This is a genomic window from Streptomyces sp. NPDC021080, from assembly GCF_044333225.1.
Classification (GTDB): domain Bacteria; phylum Actinomycetota; class Actinomycetes; order Streptomycetales; family Streptomycetaceae; genus Streptomyces.
On the sequence record NZ_JBIRQM010000018.1, the window covers coordinates 47,772 to 64,576 of the forward strand.

A 16,805-nucleotide genomic window follows, 5' to 3' on the forward strand; every position below is an offset into this window, starting at 1 on the left:
GAGAACCGTGACGGACATCGTCGACGAGCTGAAGTGGCGGGGCCTGTTCTCCCTGTCCACCGACGAAGAGGCTTTGCGCAAGGCGCTCGCGGACGGTCCCGTCACGTTCTATTGCGGCTTCGACCCGACCGCGCCCAGCCTGCACGTCGGCCACCTGGTGCAGGTGCTCACGATGCGCCGGCTGCAGCGGGCGGGGCTGCGGCCGCTCGCCCTGGTGGGCGGGGCGACGGGCCAGATCGGTGACCCCCGCCCGACGGCGGAGCGCACCCTGAACGACCCGGAGACGGTCGCGAACTGGGTGACGCGGCTGCGTTCGCAGATCGAGCCGTTCCTGTCCTTCGAGGGCGAGAACGCCGCGGTCATGGTGAACAACCTCGACTGGACGGCCGGGCTGTCGGCCATCGAGTTCCTGCGGGACATCGGCAAGCACTTCCGGGTCAACAAGATGCTGACCAAGGACTCCGTGGCCCGCCGCCTGGAGTCCGAGGAGGGCATCAGCTACACGGAGTTCAGCTACCAGCTGCTGCAGGGCATGGACTTCCTGGAGCTGTACCGCCGGTACGGCTGCACCCTGCAGCAGGGCGGCAGCGACCAGTGGGGCAACCTCACGGCGGGCCTGGACCTGATCCACCGCCTGGAGCCGGCGGCCCATGTGCACGCGCTGGCGACCCCGCTGATGGTCAAGGCGGACGGCACCAAGTTCGGCAAGACCGAGGGCGGCGCCGTCTGGCTCGACCCCGAGATGACGACGCCGTACGCGTTCTACCAGTTCTGGCTGAACGTGGACGACCGGGACGTCTCGACGTACATGCGCATCCTGTCCTTCCGGTCCCCCGAGGAGCTGGAGGAGCTGGAGAAGCAGACCCAGGAGCGTCCGCAGGCCCGTGCCGCGCAGCGCGCGCTGGCCGAGGAGCTGACGACGCTGGTGCACGGCGCCGACCAGACGGCCGCCGTGATCGCCGCGTCCAAGGCCCTCTTCGGGCAGGGCGAGCTGACCGACCTGGACGAGCGCACGCTGGCCGCGGCCCTGTCCGAGGTGCCGCACGTCCAGGTCGCCGAGGCGGGCCTGGTCGTGGACCTGTTCGCCGAGGTCGGGCTGGTGGCGAGCAAGTCCGCCGCGCGCCGCACGGTCAAGGAGGGCGGGGCGTACGTGAACAACGTGAAGGTCGCCGCCGAGGACGCGGTGCCCGCCGCGGAGGACCTGCTGCACGGGCGCTGGCTCGTGCTGCGCCGGGGCAAGAAGAGCCTGGCCGCGGTCGAGGTCACGGGCGGCTGAGCGTTCCGACGACAGCGAGGGCGCGGGCCGCTTCCCGGATCGGGAAGCGGCCCGCGCCCTTCGTCCGTTCGGGCGGTGTCACGCCCGCTGCTGCATCTTCTTGTTCCCCCACAGGGCCATGTACGCCATGTCGCCCAGCGCCACGATGACGATCGCGGCGATCAGCTGGAACGCATGGCGGGTCCAGTCGATGCCGGACGTCGCCTCGACGCCGAAGGCGCGCGCGAGGGCGTTGCCGACGATGGCGCCGAGCATGCCGAAGATGGTGGTCAGCCAGAGCGGGCTGTGCTGCTTCCCCGGGATGATCAACTTGGCGATCAGGCCCAGCACGAATCCGACGATGATCGCCCATAGCCAGCCCATGTCCGCCTCCTCGTACCGCTCCGGGTGAGCCGTAGGGTCAGTGTCCGGCTGTCCGCCATACGGCGCATGTCGGGCGGGCCGTACGCGCTGCGGCGCACCGGATCCGCCCGGACAGGACGTGCCCCGGTCTCGAAGGCGGCGCAGCCGCGGCGTAACGTGGAAGCCGTCCGGGCCCGCTTCCTCGACGGGTTCGCGCCGGGTACGGACCGGGGAGTGTCCGACACAGGCAGGTGGTGGAGTGTGATCAGGAAGCAGAGCAACGCCCAGGTCTTCCGGATCACCGGAGCCAGACAGAGCCTGGACGACGACGTGCGCGGCCGGCAGCGCCGCTACGTCATCTCGATGTCCGTCCGTACGGTGTCGGTGATCCTGGCGGCCGCCCTGTGGAACGTCGAACGGCCCGTCGCCCTGGTCGCTCTGGTCCTCGGGATCCTCCTCCCGTACATCGCGGTGGTCATCGCGAACGCCGGACGGGAGAACGCGCCCTCGCTCCCCTCGACCTTCGTCAGCGCTCCGCTGCGTCCGATGATCACGGCGCCCCGGAAGGACGACCCCGAGGAGCCGTTCGCGAAGGACGCGCCGACCGGTCCCGCGGCGCGTTCGGGGGCCGAGCCGCACGAGTCGGACTGAGGCCGGACCGGAGCCTGAACGCACGCGAACTCGCCCTGGGGCAAAGCCGGTTCAGCTCCGGACGGACGCCCGCGCATTGACCGAAAACGGAATGCCATCGCGCGGACAAGCTCAAGAAAAGCTCAGATCAATCATGTTGTTCCGGTGCCGGGCGACGGGTCACCCGTGACATACTTCGTACGCGCTCCGCATCCCCCGTCGGAGCGACGGACCGACGCCGGGCAGCTCCCCCCGTGGCTGCTCGGCGTCGCCTTTGTGCGCACTCGGAGCGCGGCCCGCGAACGGTCCGCCGACCGCGCGGAGCACGTGCCACGAGGCCTCGGCTAGGGTCGGCAGGGTGATGTCGAACGCCCCCGGTTCCAGTCCCGCCTCCCCCGTCTGCTCGGCCAAGGCCTGCCGCGCGGACGCCGTGTGGGTGCTCGCCTGGAACAACCCGAAGCTGCACACGCCCGAGCGCCGCAAGACCTGGCTCGCGTGCGAGGAGCACCGCGAGCACCTGTCGCAGTTCCTCGCGGTGCGCGGGTTCCTCAAGGACGTCGTGTCCCTCGACGCGTGGGAGGCCTCCCGGCCGGCGGAGCCCGGCGGGCGGTAGTCGCCCCGGTCAGCCGCCGATCGCGGACATCGGGCGGTCGGGCTGCACGAACGACGGGTCGTCCAGGCCCGCGCCCGCCTTCTTGCCCCACATCGCGGTGCGCCAGATGGCGGCGATCTCCTCGTCGGGCGCGCCCGAGCGCAGTGCGCCCCGCAGATCGGTCTCCTCCGTGGCGAACAGGCAGGTGCGCACCTGGCCGTCGGCGGTGAGGCGGGTGCGGTCGCAGGCCGCGCAGAACGGGCGGGTGACGGAGGCGATCACCCCGACGCGGTGCGGGCCGCCGTCGACGATCCAGCGCTCGGCGGGTGCGGAGCCCCGTTCGCCGGCGCTTTCCTCGGTGAGGCGGAAGCGGGTGCGCAGCGAGGCGAGGATGTCGGCGGCGGTGACCATGCCGTCGCGCTTCCAGCCGTGCTGGGCGTCCAGGGGCATCTGCTCGATGAAGCGGAGTTCGTAGCCGTGCTCCATGGACCAGGCCAGCAGGTCCGGGGCTTCGTCGGCGTTCAGGCCCGGCATCAGGACCGAGTTGATCTTGACGGGGGTCAGGCCGGCCGCGTGGGCGGCTTCGAGGCCCTCGAGGACGTCCTTGTGCCGGTCGCGGCGGGTGAGGGTCTTGAAGACGTCGGGCCGCAGGGTGTCGAGCGAGACGTTCACCCGGTCGAGGCCGGCGGCCTTCAGGGCGGCCGCGGTGCGCCTGAGGCCGATGCCGTTGGTCGTGAGCGACATCTGCGGGCGGGGCGCGAGGGCCGCGACCCGTTCGACGATGCCGGGCAGACCGGGGCGCAGCAGGGGTTCGCCGCCGGTGAAGCGGACCTCTTCGATGCCGAGGCGGGTGACGGCGATCTCTATCAGGCGGACGATCTCGTCGTCGGTGAGCAGGTCGGGCTTGGCGAGCCACTGCAGGCCCTCTTCGGGCATGCAGTACGTGCAGCGGAGGTTGCACCGGTCCGTCAGTGAGACACGCAGGTCGGTGGCCACCCGGCCGTAGGTGTCGATGAGCACGTGGGCCCCCTCCCTCGTCGCCGGTCTCTTTCTCCGGATACCTGCGAGCCTACGTGACGGGGTGGGCGGGGACAGCGGCCCGATCCCACGAGATGCGGCGCGGGCCCGTCGTAGGGACCTACCGGTGGTGATCCGCCGGTGGCCCCCGACGGGCCCGCGCGATGCCGGTGTCTAGTGGGCTCCGGTGCCGGTCAGGGCGCGGACCTCCAGCTCCGCGTACTTGCCGGCGTCCGGTTCCTCCTTGGACAGGAGGGTGCCGAGCCAGCCCAGCAGGAAGCCGACCGGGATGGAGATCAGGCCCGGGTTCTCCAGCGGGAACCAGTGGAAGTCGACGTCCGGGAACATCGAGGCGGGCTTGCCCGAGACGACCGGGGAGAACAGCACCAGGCCGACCGCCGTGACCAGGCCGCCGTAGATCGACCAGAGCGCGCCCGCGGTGGTGAACTTCTTCCAGAACAGGCTGTAGAGGATCGTCGGCAGGTTGGCGGAGGCGGCGACCGCGAAGGCGAGGGCGACCAGACCGGCGACGTTGAGGTCGCGGGCGAGCGCGCCCAGCAGGATGGACACGGCGCCGATGCCCACCGTCGCGTACCGGGCGGCCTTCATCTCCTCCTTCTCCGACGCCTGCCCCTTCTTGATCACGTTCGCGTAGATGTCGTGCGCGAAGGAGGAGGACGAGGCGAGCGTCAGTCCCGCGACGACCGCGAGGATCGTGGCGAAGGCGACGGCGGAGATGGTGGCGAGCAGGATCGCGCCCCAGTCGGAGTCCACGCCGCCGAGGTGCAGGGCGAGCAGCGGTGCCGCCGTGTTGCCCGCCTTGTTGGAGGCGATGATCTCGTCCGGCTTGATGAGCGCGGCAGCGCCGAAGCCGAGGGCCAGGGTCATCAGGTAGAAGGCGCCGATGAGGCCGATCGCCCAGTTGACGGACTTCCGCGCGGTCTTGGCGGTGGGCACGGTGTAGAAACGGATCAGGATGTGCGGCAGGCCCGCGGTACCGAGGACCAGTGCCATGCCGAGGGAGATGAAGTCCAGCTTGGTGGTCGAGGTGGCGCCGTACTTGAGCCCTGGTTCCAGGAAGGGCGAGCCCTTGCCGCTGTTCTCGGCCGCCCTGCCGAGCAGGTCGGAGATGTTGAAGTGGAACTTCAGCAGGACCAGGAAGGTGAGCAGGACGGCGCCGGCGATGAGCAGGACCGCCTTGACCATCTGCACCCAGGTGGTGCCCTTCATACCGCCGATGGTGACGTACACGATCATCAGGAGGCCGACGAGCGCGACGATGCCGATCTTGCCGCCGTCGCTGGTGATGCCGAGGAGCAGCGAGACGAGGACGCCCGCGCCCGCCATCTGGGCCAGCAGGTAGAAGATCGACACGACGATGGTGGAGGTGCCGGCCGCGGTACGGACGGGACGCTGGCGCATGCGGTAGGCGAGGACGTCGCCCATCGTGTACCGGCCGGAGTTGCGCAGGGGTTCGGCGACCAGGAGCAGGGCCACGAGCCAGGCGACCAGGAAGCCGATGGAGTAGAGGAAGCCGTCGTAGCCGAAGAGGGCGATCGCGCCGGCGATGCCGAGGAAGGACGCGGCGGACATGTAGTCGCCGGAGACGGCGAGTCCGTTCTGGAAGCCGGTGAACTGGCGTCCGCCCGCGTAGAAGTCGGCGGCGTCCTTGGTCTGGCGGCCGGCCCAGACGGTGATGACGAGGGTCGCGGCGACGAACACCGCGAACAGGGTGATGATCAGCGGGCGGTGCTCGCTCGCCTCGCCCGCGGCCAGCACGGTCCGGTGCGCGGTGGTCCGTACGGGGCTCATGCGCCGCCCTCCATCCGGGACTTGATGGCGTCGGCCTTGGGGTCGAGTCGAGCGGCCGCGTGCCGCGAGTACCACCAGGCGATGAGGAAGGTGGTGAGGAACTGGGCGAGGCCGAGCACCAGGGCGACGTTGACGTTGCCGAACAGCTTGGTGCCCATGAAGCCGCCCGCGTAGTTCGACAGCAGCACGTACAGCAGGTACCAGAGGATGAATCCGACGGTCAGCGGGAAGGCGAAGGAGCGGTGGGAGCTGCGGAGTTCACCGAACTCGGCGCTCTGCTGCATCTCGACGAACTTCTCGGTGGACGGGAGCTGGGTTCCGGTGTGCGCGGGGGGTGGTGCGTCGGTGGCCACGGTGTCTCCTCGCGTTGCGGGTGCGGTTGCGACGGCGGGCGGGGGATGGTCGGGGCCCGCGGACGGGGACGGTTCGGGTACGGACATGGGACTTCGACCTCACATCGGCATGCGTCACGTGACGGGCTGCGACCGTTCGCATCCTTTCCGTGTTCAGGACGGGGGCTCGATCGTCCACGGGCTCCCTGCCCGAGGTCACGGCGCCACGCGTGGACCGGTTCAACTCGCCCGGGTTCTTTCGGAAGTCGTCGACGTGAGCCCCCGGGTTCTTTCGGAAGTCGTCGACGTGAGCCCCCGGGTTCTTTCGGAAGTCGTCGACGTAAGTCATTGCTGGCCCGGGCGGCGGGAGGATAGCTTCTGCCTGCGCCATTCCGTCATGTACCTGCCCGATCACCACCCGTGTTCGGGCAGCTCCGTTTTCCGGATGATGTGGAGATCCCATGGCTCATCTGCGTTCCAGACACCGTCTCGCGCTCGCCGTGCCGGTCGTTCTGTCGCTCACCGCCTCGCTCGGCTTCCTGCCGGGCGCCGCCTCGGCCACACCGCTCACCGCCCCCGCCGTGACGACCGCGGACGGGCCGAACCTCTCCTACGTGGTCAACACGACGACGGACCACCGCACGATCGAGTCGGTGAAGCGGGCGATCGCAGCGGCCGGCGGCAGTGTCGTCATCGCCTACGAGCAGATCGGCGTGATCGTCGTCCACTCCGCGAACCCGGACTTCGGCCGGCAGATCCGGACGGTGCGCGGGGTGCAGTCGGCCGGTGCCACCCGCACCTCGCCGCTGAAGGCCGCGGGCACGACGGACGAGGGCGCGGTACAGGTGCTGTCCGCCGCCGAGGCCGCCAAGGTCGCGAAGACCGCCGACGCGGGCCAGGAGCCCCTCGAGGCCGACCAGTGGGACCTGCGCGCGATAGGCGCCGACAAGGCGGCCACGATCGACCCCGGCAGCAAGAAGGTGACCGTCGCGGTCATCGACGTCGGCGTCGACGACACGCACCCCGACATCGCGCCGAACTTCTCCCCCTCGCAGTCGGCGAACTGCGTGGGCGGCAAGCCGGACACGACGTACGGTTCCTGGCGCCCGGTGGACGCGGACCACTACCACGGCACGCACGTCGCGGGCGAGATCGCCGCGGCCCGCAACGGCATCGGCGTCGCCGGGGTCGCGCCGGGCGTGAAGGTCTCGGGCATCACGGTGGCCGAGCCCGACTCCACCCAGCTGTTCTACCCGGAGAGCGTCGTGTGCGCCTTCGTGTTCGCCGCCGACCACGGCGTCGAGATCACCAACAACAGCTACTACGTGGACCCGTGGCTGTACAACTGCCTCGACGACCCCGACCAGAAGGCCATCGTCGACGCCGTGAACCGCGCCCAGCTCTACGCCCAGCGGAAGGGCACGCTGAACGTCGCCGCGGCGGGCAACTCCAACGACGACCTCGACTCGAACGCGCTCACCGACGCGTCCAGCCCCGACGACTCGACGGCCACGACACGGACGGTCGACCCGCACAAGTGCTATGACATCCCGACCCAGTTGCCCGGTGTCGTCACGGTCTCCTCGACCGGCGTCAAGGGCGCCAAGTCGTACTTCTCCAGCTACGGCGACGGCGTCATCGACGTCGCGGCGCCCGGCGGCGACCGCTACCAGATCCCGGACACGCCCTCGGCGAACGGCCGCATCCTCTCCACGCTGCCGAACAACACGTACGGCTTCCTGCAGGGCACCTCGATGGCGACGCCGCACGTCGCCGGCGTGGCCGCGCTGCTGAAGTCCACGCACCCCTGGGCGACGCCCGCTCAGCTCCAGCTCCTCCTCAAGGCCGAGGCGGACAACCCCGGTTGCCCGACCGAGCCCTACGACGGCAACGGCGACGGCGTCGTCGACGCGACCTGCGTGGGCGGCAAGCACGTGAACGGCTTCTACGGATCCGGCATCGTCAACGCCCTGCGCGCGGTCAAGTAGCGCCCTCCGTAACCCCCGTGGCCCCGGCCGCCGCCCTGTGCGGCAGCCGGGGCCACGCGCCGTCGGGGCCGCCTCCCGTGTTGATCGCGTCCACACCGCATAGTGCCGGTATGACGCATACACCGATGGCCGCTGTGTGGAAGGACCTGGGCGGAGACCCTGCGCTGCTCTCCGGGGTCTCGACCGTGGCGCGGGCGGGCGCACTGGAAGCCGCCCTGCCCGTGAGGGAGTTGGCACGCACCTGCGTGGGCGCCTGCGCGCTGGCCGCCGCCGAGCTGGGGGCCCGGCGGGCCGGGCTCGCACGGGTGCCGCGGGTGAGCGTGGACGACGGGGCCGTCGCGACCGCCTTCGTCAGCGAACGGCATCTGCGGATCGACGGGCGGGCGCCGGTCGGTTTCGCTCCGCTGTCGCGGTTCTGGCGGACCGCGGACGGCTGGGTGCGGACGCACGCGAACTATCCGCATCACCGGGCCCGGCTGCTGGACGCGCTGGGGGCGGCGGACGACGCGAGCGTCGAGGACGTGGCCGCCCTGCTCGCGGGACGGTCCGCGCGGGAGGTCGAGGAGAGCGTGTACGGCGCCGGCGGGCTCGCCGTCGCACTGCGCACGCCGAAGGAGTGGGCGGCGCACGAGCAGGGCCTCGCGCTGGCGCGGCGGCCGCTGATCGAGCGGGACGGGCCCTCAGGAGGGGGCGGGCCGTCCGGTCGGGGCGGGCCGTCCGGGGACCGCCCTCGCGTCCTCTCCCCGCTGCCCGGCGACGGCCCGCTGCTGCCCGCCTCCGGGGTGCGCGTCCTGGACCTGACCCGGGTCATCGCGGGCCCGGTCGCCACGCGCACGCTGGCCCTGCTGGGCGCCGACGTGCTCCGCGTGGACGGGCCGCAGCTGCCCGAGGACCCGGACGCGCACGCCGACACGGGCTTCGGCAAGCGCTCGACGGTCCTGGACCTGGCGGCCGACCGGCGCGTCCTCGACGAGCTGCTGGCGTCGGCGGACGTGGTCGTCACCGGGTACCGGCCCGGCTCCCTGGACCGCTTCGGGCTCTCCCCCGAGGCGCTGGCCGAACGTGATCCGGGCCTGGTGGTGGCGCAGGTGTCGGCGTGGGGGACGTACGGGCCCTGGGGCGGGCGGCGGGGCTTCGACAGCCTGGTGCAGGTGGCGACCGGGATCGCGGTGACGGAGGGATCACCGCAGCGGCCGGGCGCGCTGCCGGCGCAGGCCCTCGACCACGGCACCGGGTATCTGCTGGCGGCGGCCGTCCTGCGGGCGCTGACCGAGCGGGCGGAGTCGGGCCACGGCCGCGTCGTACGACTGGCGCTGGCCCGCACGGCGATGTGGCTGACGGACGGGATCGGGCACCAGGAGGCGCCCGGCACGGCACCGGACCCCTCTGCGGGGGAACCGTACGGCCGTCCCGACGTCTGGCTGTCCGAGCGGACCGGCCCCGTCGGGCGCCTCGGCCACGCCCTGCCCCCCGTCTCCTTCACGGGCGGCCCCACCGACTGGGCCCGCCCGCCGGGCCGCTGGGGGACGGACGCCGCGCGGTGGGCGTAGGAGTCCGCGACGTACGGCGGCCCCGAGGATCCTCCTCGGGGCCGCCGTACGGAGCTCGTGTCAGCCGGTGACGGAGCTCGTGTCAGCCGGTGACGAGGACCTTCAGGGCGGTTCGTTCGTCCATCGCCTTGTAGCCCTCGGGCACGCCCTCCAGGCCGACGGTCATGTCGAAGACCGGCGACGGGTCGATGGTGCCGTCGAGGACGTCGGGCAGCAGCTCGGGGATGTAGGAGCGGACCGGGGCCACGCCTCCGCGCAGGGCGATGTTCCGGTCGAACATGACGCCCAGGTCGAGGCCCGTACCACTGCCGTGGGGCACGCCGACGAAGCCGATGGCGCCGCCGTCGCGGGTGATGTTCACCGCCGTGCTCATGGACTGCTCGGTGCCCACCGCCTCGACGACGCAGTGCGCGCCCTGGCCGCCGGTCAGCTCGCGGACGGCCTCGATCGCCGCCTCGCCGCGCTCGGCGACGACGTCCGTGGCGCCGAAGCGGCGCGCGATGTCGGTGCGGACCTGGTGGCGGCCGAGCGCGATGATCCGGTCGGCGCCGAGCCGCTTGGCGGCGAGGACGGCGCACAGACCGACGGCGCCGTCGCCCACGACGGCGACGGTGGAGCCCTTGCGGACACCGGCGCCGAGGGCCGCGTGGTGGCCGGTGCCGAGGACGTCGGAGAGGGTCAGCAGCGCCGACAGCAGGTGGTCGTCGGAGGCCGCCTCCTTGGGCAGCTGCACGAGCGTGCCGTCGGCGAAGGGAACGCGCACGGCCTCGCCCTGGCCGCCGTCGTAGCCGACGGCACCCCAGAAGCCGCCGTGCACGCACGACGTGGTGAGTCCGTCACGGCAGTAGTCGCAGACGCCGTCGGACCACATGAAGGGCGCCACGACCAGGTCGCCGCGCCGGACGCCGGTCACCTCGGAGCCCGTCTCCTCGACGATGCCGAGGAACTCGTGCCCGATCCGCTGGCCGGGCTGCCGGGCCGCCTCGCCGCGGTACGCCCACAGGTCGCTGCCGCAGATGCAGGAACGCAGCACCCGCACGATCGCGTCGGTGGGCAACTGCACCATGGGCTCGGGCACGTCCTCCACACGCATGTCGAACGGGGCATGGATGGTGGTGGCGCGCATGGCGAGGATCCTTCTCGTGCGGAGCGTGGGTGAGCTGCGCTCAGGGGGTGGTCGAGCGCATCTCACCGTACGCCGCCCCGGGCGCGCGTCGCACCGCGAGGGGGTCGAGCACCCCCCGGACCAGCAGGAACTGGGCCGCGATATACGTGAACATGATCCAGAAGGCCGCCTTCGGCAGCTGCGGCCAGTCGGCGACACCGGTGGCGATCAGTGTGTCCGAGAGCATGAAGAGGGCGCCGCCGAGCGCCGCGACGGGCCCGAGGCGCGTGGCCCCGTACGCCATCGCGGTCAGCAGCAGGCTGTAACCGGCGACGGGGACGCGCAGCCCGGCCGGCAGACCGGGCCACAGCAGGACGACGAGGGCGACGAGGGCGGTGGCGTACGCGAGGACGAGCCGTGCGTCGCGGACGCGTGCCGTCCGGCGGAAGAGCACGAGGTAGCACACGTGCCCCGCCGCGAAGGAGGCCATGCCGGCCAGGAAGGCGGGGTCGGCGTCGGACAGGAGCGCCAGGTCGCCGCACCAGCCGAGGAGCAGGGCCGCGATGAGCAGCCGGGGCGCGCCGCGTACACCGGCGTACACGGCGAGCAGCGGCATCAGGAGCATCTTGGCGATCCGGTGCGCGGGGTCGATTCCGGCGAGGAGCCCGAGGAGGTCGGCGGCCGCCGCCAGCGCGAAGCAGACGAGCAGGACGCGCGCGGTGCGGGGGCTCACGCGACGGGTTCCGCGGCCGGGGCCTGCGTGGCGGCCGGCGGCGCGGGCTGCCAGCCGGGCCCGCCGAGGAGCCGTCCGGCACGTTCGCGCCAGCTCGCGGCCGCCCGCAGGTCGCGGGCGATGGCGGTGTACTCGTGGGTGGCCACGCGCAGCGGGTTGTACGTGGAGATGTTCTTGGTGAGTCCGTAGACGGGCCGTTCGGTCTCCGCGACGAACGATCCGAAGAGCCGGTCCCAGACGATGAGGATGCCGCCGAAGTTGCGGTCCAGGTAGCCGCCCTGGGAGGCGTGGTGGACGCGGTGGTGGGAGGGCGTGTTGAGGGCGAACTCGAACCAGCGGGGCAGCTTGTCGATGCGCTCGGTGTGGATCCAGAACTGGTAGACGAGGCTCACCGAGGAGCAGAAGGCGAGCGCGGCCGGGTGCACGCCGAGCACGATCATCGGGAGGTAGAAGGGCCACGACGTCAGGCCCGTCCAGGGCTGGCGCAGGGCGGTGGTGAGGTTGAACTTCCGGCTGGAGTGGTGCACGACGTGACAGGCCCACAGGAGGCGGATCACGTGGTGGCCGCGGTGGGACCAGTAGTAGAAGAAGTCCTGGGCGAGCAGCATCAGCGGGATCGTCCACCACAGGACGGGCACCCGCAGCGGCGTCAGCGCGTAGACCGCGCTGTAGATGCCGACGATCGGGAACTTCCACAGGAAGTCGAAGAACAGGCTGCCGAGTCCCATGCCGAGGCTCGTCGCGGCGTCCTTCTTCTCGTACCCCGCGGCGTCCTCGTCCGGATGGATCCGGACGCTGATCATCTCGATCACGGCGAGGAGGACGAAGGCGGGTATCGACAACAGCACGACATCGGGCAGGTTCGGCATGGGTGAACCGTAGATGCGCTGGTCGGCCGCGTACAGAGGTCGTTACCGATAAGTATTACCGGCGGTATGCGCTTGCTTCTCGGCGCTCTCCGCCAAAGGCCGTCGCACGCCCGCGGCTCCGAGCAGCGCCGCGCGCTCGCCCGTGGCACCGGCCACGCCGACGCGACGGGGCCGGCGGTGGAGACGATGCCGTCGTCGGCGTCCGGGACGGCGGCCCGGTGCTCACCGCTCCCCCGCGGCCCCGGTGTTCACCACACGCGCACCGAACCCCCTCTCGCGAACACCGGGCTCGTCGCGTCGGCGGGCGGGGTGTCCAGCGGTTCGGCGATCTCGGCCACCGTGGGACCGACCTTGGCGGCGATCTCGTCGAGGTACGCCAGGTCGAAGCCGTAGACGCGGGCCGCGTTGCCGCCGGCCATGGCGGCGACCTCGGCGCGCGGCAGGCCCGCGTAGGCGAAGCGCAGTCCCTCTCGGGTGTAGGGGTGGGTGCCCTCGTCGTGCGGGTAGTCGCTGCCCCACATGATCTTGTCGAGGCCGATGCGCCCGCGCAGCGGCACCTCGTGGGGGCGCATGAAACTGGCGCCGACGAAGCAGTGCTGCCGCCAGACCTCGGAGGGACGCTCGCCCATCGTCGCGGCCAGCCCCGCGCCGAACTTGGACTCGGCCGTCGACGCCCTGCTTGCCGCCGCGACCAGCCGCCCGTGGTAGTAGTCCAGCATGTCGAGCACTCCGGGGATCCAGCCCGAGCCCTGCTCGGTCAGCACCAGCCGCAGGCCGGGGTTCCGGCGGAACGCGCCGCCGAACACCAGGTGCCACAGTGCCCGGTGCGAGAACCAGGTGGTCTCCACCATGTAGACCGCGCGGGCCGCCGGTTCGTCCCCGAGCGGCGGCGAGGCGGATCCCGCGTGGTGGTTCACCGGGACGCCCAGCTCGGCGCAGGCCGCCCAGATCGGGTCGTACGTCCGCGAGTACAGCTCGGGCAGACCCGAGCCGGGGGGTGTGCCGGGCAGCAGCAGTCCGCCCTTCAGGCCCGCGCCCGCCGACCGGTGGATCTCCTCGACCGCCGCGCCGACGTCGTTGAGGAGGATCTGGAAGACGCCCGCGCGCCGGCCGGGCGCCGCCGCGCAGAAGTCGGCGAGCCAGCGGTTGTGGGCCCGCAGCCCCGCCCAGCGCCGTTCGAACTCCGCCGCCGTCGGCGCCGGTGCCATGAGGGAGCCCGAGGGGAAGAACGGCGGGATGGTGTTCGGGAAGACCACCTCCGCGACGATGCCGTCCTCCTCCAGCTCCGCGATCCGCCGCGCGGAGTTCCAGTTCCGGTCGGCCGTGTCGGCGAGCAGGTCCTCGTACGGGTTGACGTAACCGGCCGCCCAGGCGTCGAAGTCGTCGTGGTAGCGGCGCTCCAGGTACGGCTTGTAGTCGAGGAGATCGGCGCCCGCGTGGCAGTCGGCGGAGACGACGGTGTAACGCTCCTCGCCACCGGCGCGGGCCTCGGCGGTCGCACGGTTCTCGCCGGTCGTGCGGTCCCCGGCGGTCACGGGTTCACTCCCAGCACGGGGAAGTCGTGGTCCGTCAGCCAGTGGCGGCCCACCTCGCGCGAGCGCGCCCAGGACGCCTCGACCGCCCGCTGGTCCTCGTCCTGGCCCAGTTCGGCCGGGGTCGGGCCGATCCTTTGGGCCAGCGGGGCGAGTACGCCGACGTCGAAGCCGAACACCTCGGCCGCCGCGAGACCGAGCATGCGGCGGGTCTCCGCCACCGGGATGTCGTGGAAGGTCCTCGCCAGCCACGCCCGGGTGTCGGGCCAGGTTCCCTCGGGGTGCGGGAAGTCGCTGCCCCACAGGATGTTGTCGACGCCGATCTCGTAACGCTGGGCGAGTTCACGGCGCTTGGTGTTGGTCGCGCAGACGAACACCTGCCGGTCCAGGTACTCGTGCGGGGGCCGCCTCAGCTCCGCGAAGGGCGACAGCTTCTTGCCCCCGTGCGCGCCGAGGTAGAGACGGTCCATGAACCACAGCAGGTTGGGCAGCCACCAGCAGCCCGACTCGGCGACACCGAACCGGAGTCCGGGGTGCCGTTCGAAGGCTCCCGACCAGAGCAGGAACCACAGGGGGCGCGCGGGCCACCAGGTGACCTCGGAGACGTAGATCCCCAGGTGGTCGCCGTACTCGTGGCGCGGCGCCGCGCCGGAATGGGTGAGCACGGGCATCGAGCACTCGGCGGCGGCCGCCCACACCGGGTCGTAACGGCGGTCGTGGTAGGGCTCCTTGTCCACCCACATGGAGGGGATCATCAGCGCGCCGAGACCCGACTCCTTGGCGCGGTGCACCTCGGCGACGACCTTGCCGGTCTCACCGGTGACCGGCAGCAGGGCGACCCCGCAGTGCCGTTCGGGGTGCTCGGAGACGAAGTCGGCGAGCCAGCGGTTGTGGGCCTGCGCCCCCGCCATGCCGAGGTCCGGGTCCTGGTCGCCGGAGAGGCCGAGGCCCACGCCGAACGGGGCCGCGGTGCGGCTGTCCACGGCGTCCGCGTCGGGGAAGACGACCTCGGCCGCCACCCCGTCGCCGTCCAGCTCCTTGAGGCGCTGCGCGGTGTCCCAACCACCGCGCAGACCCTCCTCGTTGTCCTGGAACCACTTGTCGGCGAACGCCTCGTTGCGGATGCCGAGACGGTTCATCTCCTCGCGGCGCCGGCCCTGGCCCGCGAGGAACTCGTCGAAGTCCCGGTGGAACCGGGCGTCCAGATAGGGCCGGTACTCCTCGGTGGGAAGCCCGGCATGGCAGTCGGAGGAGATGATCAGATACGGGTCCTGTTCGCTCACCGCGCCCCCTCAGTCGAGGATGAAACTTTCCAGGTACGACGGATCGGCCCGCTCGAGCATCGACCGCGACCGCGCCCGGATCTGCCGGTCGCTGTGCTCGCTCTCGGGCAGCAGCCAGAAGCGGCCCGCGCGGATCCCCTCGGCGACGAGGTCGGCGACCTCCTCGACGGGGGTGAACCGCACCTCCTGGCCCGCCTCGTTCATCGCGGCCTCCCACTGGGCGAGACTGCGGTACGGGGTCCTGCGGGGCCGCTCCTTCGCGTACCGCGCGGGCCGGTTGCGGTGCGACTCCCACAGGCCCGTACGGAGCATGTGCGGCCCGGGGAACAGCACGGAGGCGCCCACGCGCGCGTGCTCCGCCTTCAGATGCGCGTACAGCGACTCGGTCATCGTCACCACGGCCGCCTTGGTGACGGCGTACACGGAGGCGGTGGGCAGCGGGGCGATCCCGCCGTCGCCGGACGAGGTGTTGACGACGTGGCCGGGTTCGCCGCCGGCGAGCATCCGGGGCACGAACGCCTGGATGCCGTGGAAGACGCCCCACACGTTGACGGCGAAGGCCCACTTCCAGTCGTTCGGGTCGTGTTCCCACATCCGGCCCTCGGCACCGGAGCCGACACCGGCGTTGTTGCACAGGACGTGCACCGCGCCGCAGGTGGCGTACACGTCCTCGGCGAGCGCGAGGACCTCGGAGCGCTCCGAGACGTCCACCACGCGCGCGTGGACGTCCGCGCCGTCCTCGCGCAGCTCCCCGGCGGCCTTCTCCAGCGCGCCCTCCTCGACGTCGGCGAGGACCACCGTCAGGCCGTCGGCCGCGAACCGCCGGGCCATCGCGAGCCCGACACCGCTCGCCGCACCCGTGACGACGGCGACCTGTCCCGCGCGCAGTTCCATCAGGCGCTCCCCTCGGGCGGCCCGTCGAGGATCTGCCGCGGATCGTCGTAGCGCTGGTGGATGTACGGCAGCAGGGCCTGCGCGCTGACGCGTTCGGCGACCCTGCCCCGCTGGCCGGAGGTCTTCTCGCCGAAGGTGATCTCCACCAGTTCACGCACGGGCAGATCGGCGACCGGGTCGTACATCGACTCGCGCAGGACGACGTCCCCGGTGACCCGCTCCAGCCTGCGGACCTTCTCCTCGCGCAGGCAGTGCACGAGGACCGGGTCGGCGTCGAACCCCGAACCGTCCACCGCGGGAAGGAACTTGAAGTAGAAGTCGGTCTTCTGCGCGGGCTCCGGCAGCGGCAGGGTCCCGCTCACCGCGCCGCGCACCTCGACGAAGGCGATGCCGTGCCGGGCGAGCACGCCCCGCACGACGAGCCCGTCGCGCTCGACGGTCACCTCGCCGAGCTTCTTCGGCTCCCCGAAGACCTCGCGGCCGCCGATCAGGGCCCGCTCGTGGGTCATCGGCATGACCAGCGGATACCAGCCCTCGACGTCCCCGTGCGCGGCGGCGACGGCGAACGAGCCCGCCCCCAGCGGGTATCCGGGCAGATCGACCTTGCTGACGCTGACCCGCACCAGCGGCCGGGCGGTGGGTTTCAGCGGGGGCGGCAGAACCGCCGCGACCGCGTCCGGGTCGCTCTCCCAGACGGCCACGACTCCGGTGGACCAGATGTCGGGGAGTCGGGAACTCGTGGTGCGCGCGGCGGTGATCTCCGCCTCGGTCCGCGCGCCGTACCTCACTCGTGCCATGTCCGTACCGCCCTTCGTAGGCGCTACCTGCTGGGGCGCGCAGCACGCTTGCA

The 16,805-nt window shown here is 71.8% G+C and carries 16 protein-coding genes; 5 read left to right on the forward strand and 11 right to left on the reverse strand.

Annotation, left to right across the window (positions count from 1 at the left end):
* Nucleotides 1–7 precede the first annotated feature (7 nt).
* Nucleotides 8–1,276: a tyrosine--tRNA ligase gene (gene tyrS / locus ACH4S8_RS35610; RefSeq protein ID WP_398401646.1), complete on the forward strand. Its 1,269-nt coding sequence runs from the start codon at nucleotides 8–10 to the stop codon at nucleotides 1,274–1,276.
* Nucleotides 1,277–1,354: 78 nt separating this feature from the next.
* On the opposite strand, the gene ACH4S8_RS35615 is transcribed toward tyrS, so the two are convergent.
* A complete protein-coding gene (locus ACH4S8_RS35615; RefSeq protein ID WP_398401648.1) occupies nucleotides 1,355–1,639 on the reverse strand; it encodes a GlsB/YeaQ/YmgE family stress response membrane protein in 285 nt (94 codons plus the stop codon).
* A gap of 243 nt (nucleotides 1,640–1,882) precedes the next feature.
* Between ACH4S8_RS35615 and ACH4S8_RS35620 the strand changes: the two genes are divergently transcribed.
* Entirely contained in the window at nucleotides 1,883–2,269 is a 387-nt protein-coding gene (locus tag ACH4S8_RS35620) for a DUF3099 domain-containing protein (RefSeq protein WP_398401894.1), read from the forward strand.
* A gap of 340 nt (nucleotides 2,270–2,609) precedes the next feature.
* Nucleotides 2,610–2,861, forward strand: coding sequence for a hypothetical protein (locus ACH4S8_RS35625; protein ID WP_398401650.1), 252 nt, complete (start codon nucleotides 2,610–2,612; stop codon nucleotides 2,859–2,861).
* 9 nt (nucleotides 2,862–2,870) lie between these two features.
* Here ACH4S8_RS35625 and moaA read toward each other — a convergent pair whose 3' ends face one another.
* The 3 genes from moaA to ACH4S8_RS35640 form a co-directional block, all read right to left on the reverse strand.
* Complete coding sequence (gene moaA / locus ACH4S8_RS35630; protein ID WP_398401652.1) at nucleotides 2,871–3,860, reverse strand: GTP 3',8-cyclase MoaA; 990 nt, start codon at nucleotides 3,858–3,860, stop codon at nucleotides 2,871–2,873.
* Between the two features lie 171 nt (nucleotides 3,861–4,031).
* Entirely contained in the window at nucleotides 4,032–5,669 is a 1,638-nt protein-coding gene (locus ACH4S8_RS35635) for a cation acetate symporter (RefSeq protein ID WP_398401653.1), read from the reverse strand.
* Nucleotides 5,666–6,022: a DUF485 domain-containing protein gene (locus tag ACH4S8_RS35640; protein ID WP_398401654.1), complete on the reverse strand. Its 357-nt coding sequence runs from the start codon at nucleotides 6,020–6,022 to the stop codon at nucleotides 5,666–5,668. Before ACH4S8_RS35640 ends, ACH4S8_RS35635 begins: the two co-directional genes overlap by 4 nt.
* Nucleotides 6,023–6,462: 440 nt before the next feature.
* Here ACH4S8_RS35640 and ACH4S8_RS35645 point away from each other — a divergent pair, with 440 nt between their 5' ends.
* Both ACH4S8_RS35645 and ACH4S8_RS35650 read left to right on the forward strand, forming a co-directional pair.
* On the forward strand, nucleotides 6,463–7,989 hold the full coding sequence (locus tag ACH4S8_RS35645; RefSeq protein WP_398401656.1) for a S8 family serine peptidase: 1,527 nt from the start codon (nucleotides 6,463–6,465) through the stop codon (nucleotides 7,987–7,989).
* Between the two features lie 110 nt (nucleotides 7,990–8,099).
* Nucleotides 8,100–9,539 (forward strand): CoA transferase, encoded by a 1,440-nt coding sequence (locus ACH4S8_RS35650; protein WP_398401658.1) that lies wholly within the window; start codon nucleotides 8,100–8,102, stop codon nucleotides 9,537–9,539.
* Nucleotides 9,540–9,621: 82 nt separating this feature from the next.
* On the opposite strand, the gene ACH4S8_RS35655 is transcribed toward ACH4S8_RS35650, so the two are convergent.
* The 7 genes from ACH4S8_RS35655 to ACH4S8_RS35685 form a co-directional block, all read right to left on the reverse strand.
* Nucleotides 9,622–10,665 (reverse strand): zinc-dependent alcohol dehydrogenase family protein, encoded by a 1,044-nt coding sequence (locus tag ACH4S8_RS35655; RefSeq protein ID WP_398401660.1) that lies wholly within the window; start codon nucleotides 10,663–10,665, stop codon nucleotides 9,622–9,624.
* A 40-nt stretch (nucleotides 10,666–10,705) separates the two neighbouring features.
* On the reverse strand, nucleotides 10,706–11,377 hold the full coding sequence (locus tag ACH4S8_RS35660) for a lysoplasmalogenase (RefSeq protein WP_398401662.1): 672 nt from the start codon (nucleotides 11,375–11,377) through the stop codon (nucleotides 10,706–10,708).
* Nucleotides 11,374–12,246 (reverse strand): sterol desaturase family protein, encoded by an 873-nt coding sequence (locus tag ACH4S8_RS35665; RefSeq protein ID WP_398401664.1) that lies wholly within the window; start codon nucleotides 12,244–12,246, stop codon nucleotides 11,374–11,376. Before ACH4S8_RS35665 ends, ACH4S8_RS35660 begins: the two co-directional genes overlap by 4 nt.
* Nucleotides 12,247–12,494: 248 nt before the next feature.
* Nucleotides 12,495–13,781, reverse strand: coding sequence for an amidohydrolase family protein (locus ACH4S8_RS35670; protein ID WP_398401666.1), 1,287 nt, complete (start codon nucleotides 13,779–13,781; stop codon nucleotides 12,495–12,497).
* Nucleotides 13,778–15,061, reverse strand: coding sequence for an amidohydrolase family protein (locus ACH4S8_RS35675; RefSeq protein ID WP_398401668.1), 1,284 nt, complete (start codon nucleotides 15,059–15,061; stop codon nucleotides 13,778–13,780). The genes ACH4S8_RS35670 and ACH4S8_RS35675 overlap by 4 nt, the downstream gene beginning before the upstream one ends.
* A gap of 9 nt (nucleotides 15,062–15,070) precedes the next feature.
* Nucleotides 15,071–15,955, reverse strand: coding sequence for an SDR family NAD(P)-dependent oxidoreductase (locus ACH4S8_RS35680; protein WP_398401670.1), 885 nt, complete (start codon nucleotides 15,953–15,955; stop codon nucleotides 15,071–15,073).
* Nucleotides 15,955–16,752 carry an acetoacetate decarboxylase family protein gene (locus tag ACH4S8_RS35685; protein WP_398401672.1) on the reverse strand — a complete coding sequence of 266 codons (798 nt, stop codon included), beginning with the start codon at nucleotides 16,750–16,752 and terminating at the stop codon, nucleotides 15,955–15,957. The genes ACH4S8_RS35680 and ACH4S8_RS35685 overlap by 1 nt, the downstream gene beginning before the upstream one ends.
* Between the last annotated feature and the right edge of the window lie 53 nt (nucleotides 16,753–16,805).

What these genes read in the sequence shown, in the direction of transcription:
- ACH4S8_RS35680 (WP_398401670.1), bottom strand. Translation starts at nt 15,955, where the DNA reads ATGGAACTGCGCGCGGGACAGGTCGCCGTCGTCACGGGTGCGGCGAGC.
- ACH4S8_RS35645 (WP_398401656.1), top strand. Translation starts at nt 6,463, where the DNA reads ATGGCTCATCTGCGTTCCAGACACCGTCTCGCGCTCGCCGTGCCGGTC.
- ACH4S8_RS35655 (WP_398401660.1), bottom strand. Translation starts at nt 10,665, where the DNA reads ATGCGCGCCACCACCATCCATGCCCCGTTCGACATGCGTGTGGAGGAC.
- ACH4S8_RS35635 (WP_398401653.1), bottom strand. Translation starts at nt 5,669, where the DNA reads ATGAGCCCCGTACGGACCACCGCGCACCGGACCGTGCTGGCCGCGGGC.
- ACH4S8_RS35615 (WP_398401648.1), bottom strand. Translation starts at nt 1,639, where the DNA reads ATGGGCTGGCTATGGGCGATCATCGTCGGATTCGTGCTGGGCCTGATC.
- ACH4S8_RS35650 (WP_398401658.1), top strand. Translation starts at nt 8,100, where the DNA reads ATGACGCATACACCGATGGCCGCTGTGTGGAAGGACCTGGGCGGAGAC.
- ACH4S8_RS35665 (WP_398401664.1), bottom strand. Translation starts at nt 12,246, where the DNA reads ATGCCGAACCTGCCCGATGTCGTGCTGTTGTCGATACCCGCCTTCGTC.
- ACH4S8_RS35685 (WP_398401672.1), bottom strand. Translation starts at nt 16,752, where the DNA reads ATGGCACGAGTGAGGTACGGCGCGCGGACCGAGGCGGAGATCACCGCC.
- ACH4S8_RS35625 (WP_398401650.1), top strand. Translation starts at nt 2,610, where the DNA reads ATGTCGAACGCCCCCGGTTCCAGTCCCGCCTCCCCCGTCTGCTCGGCC.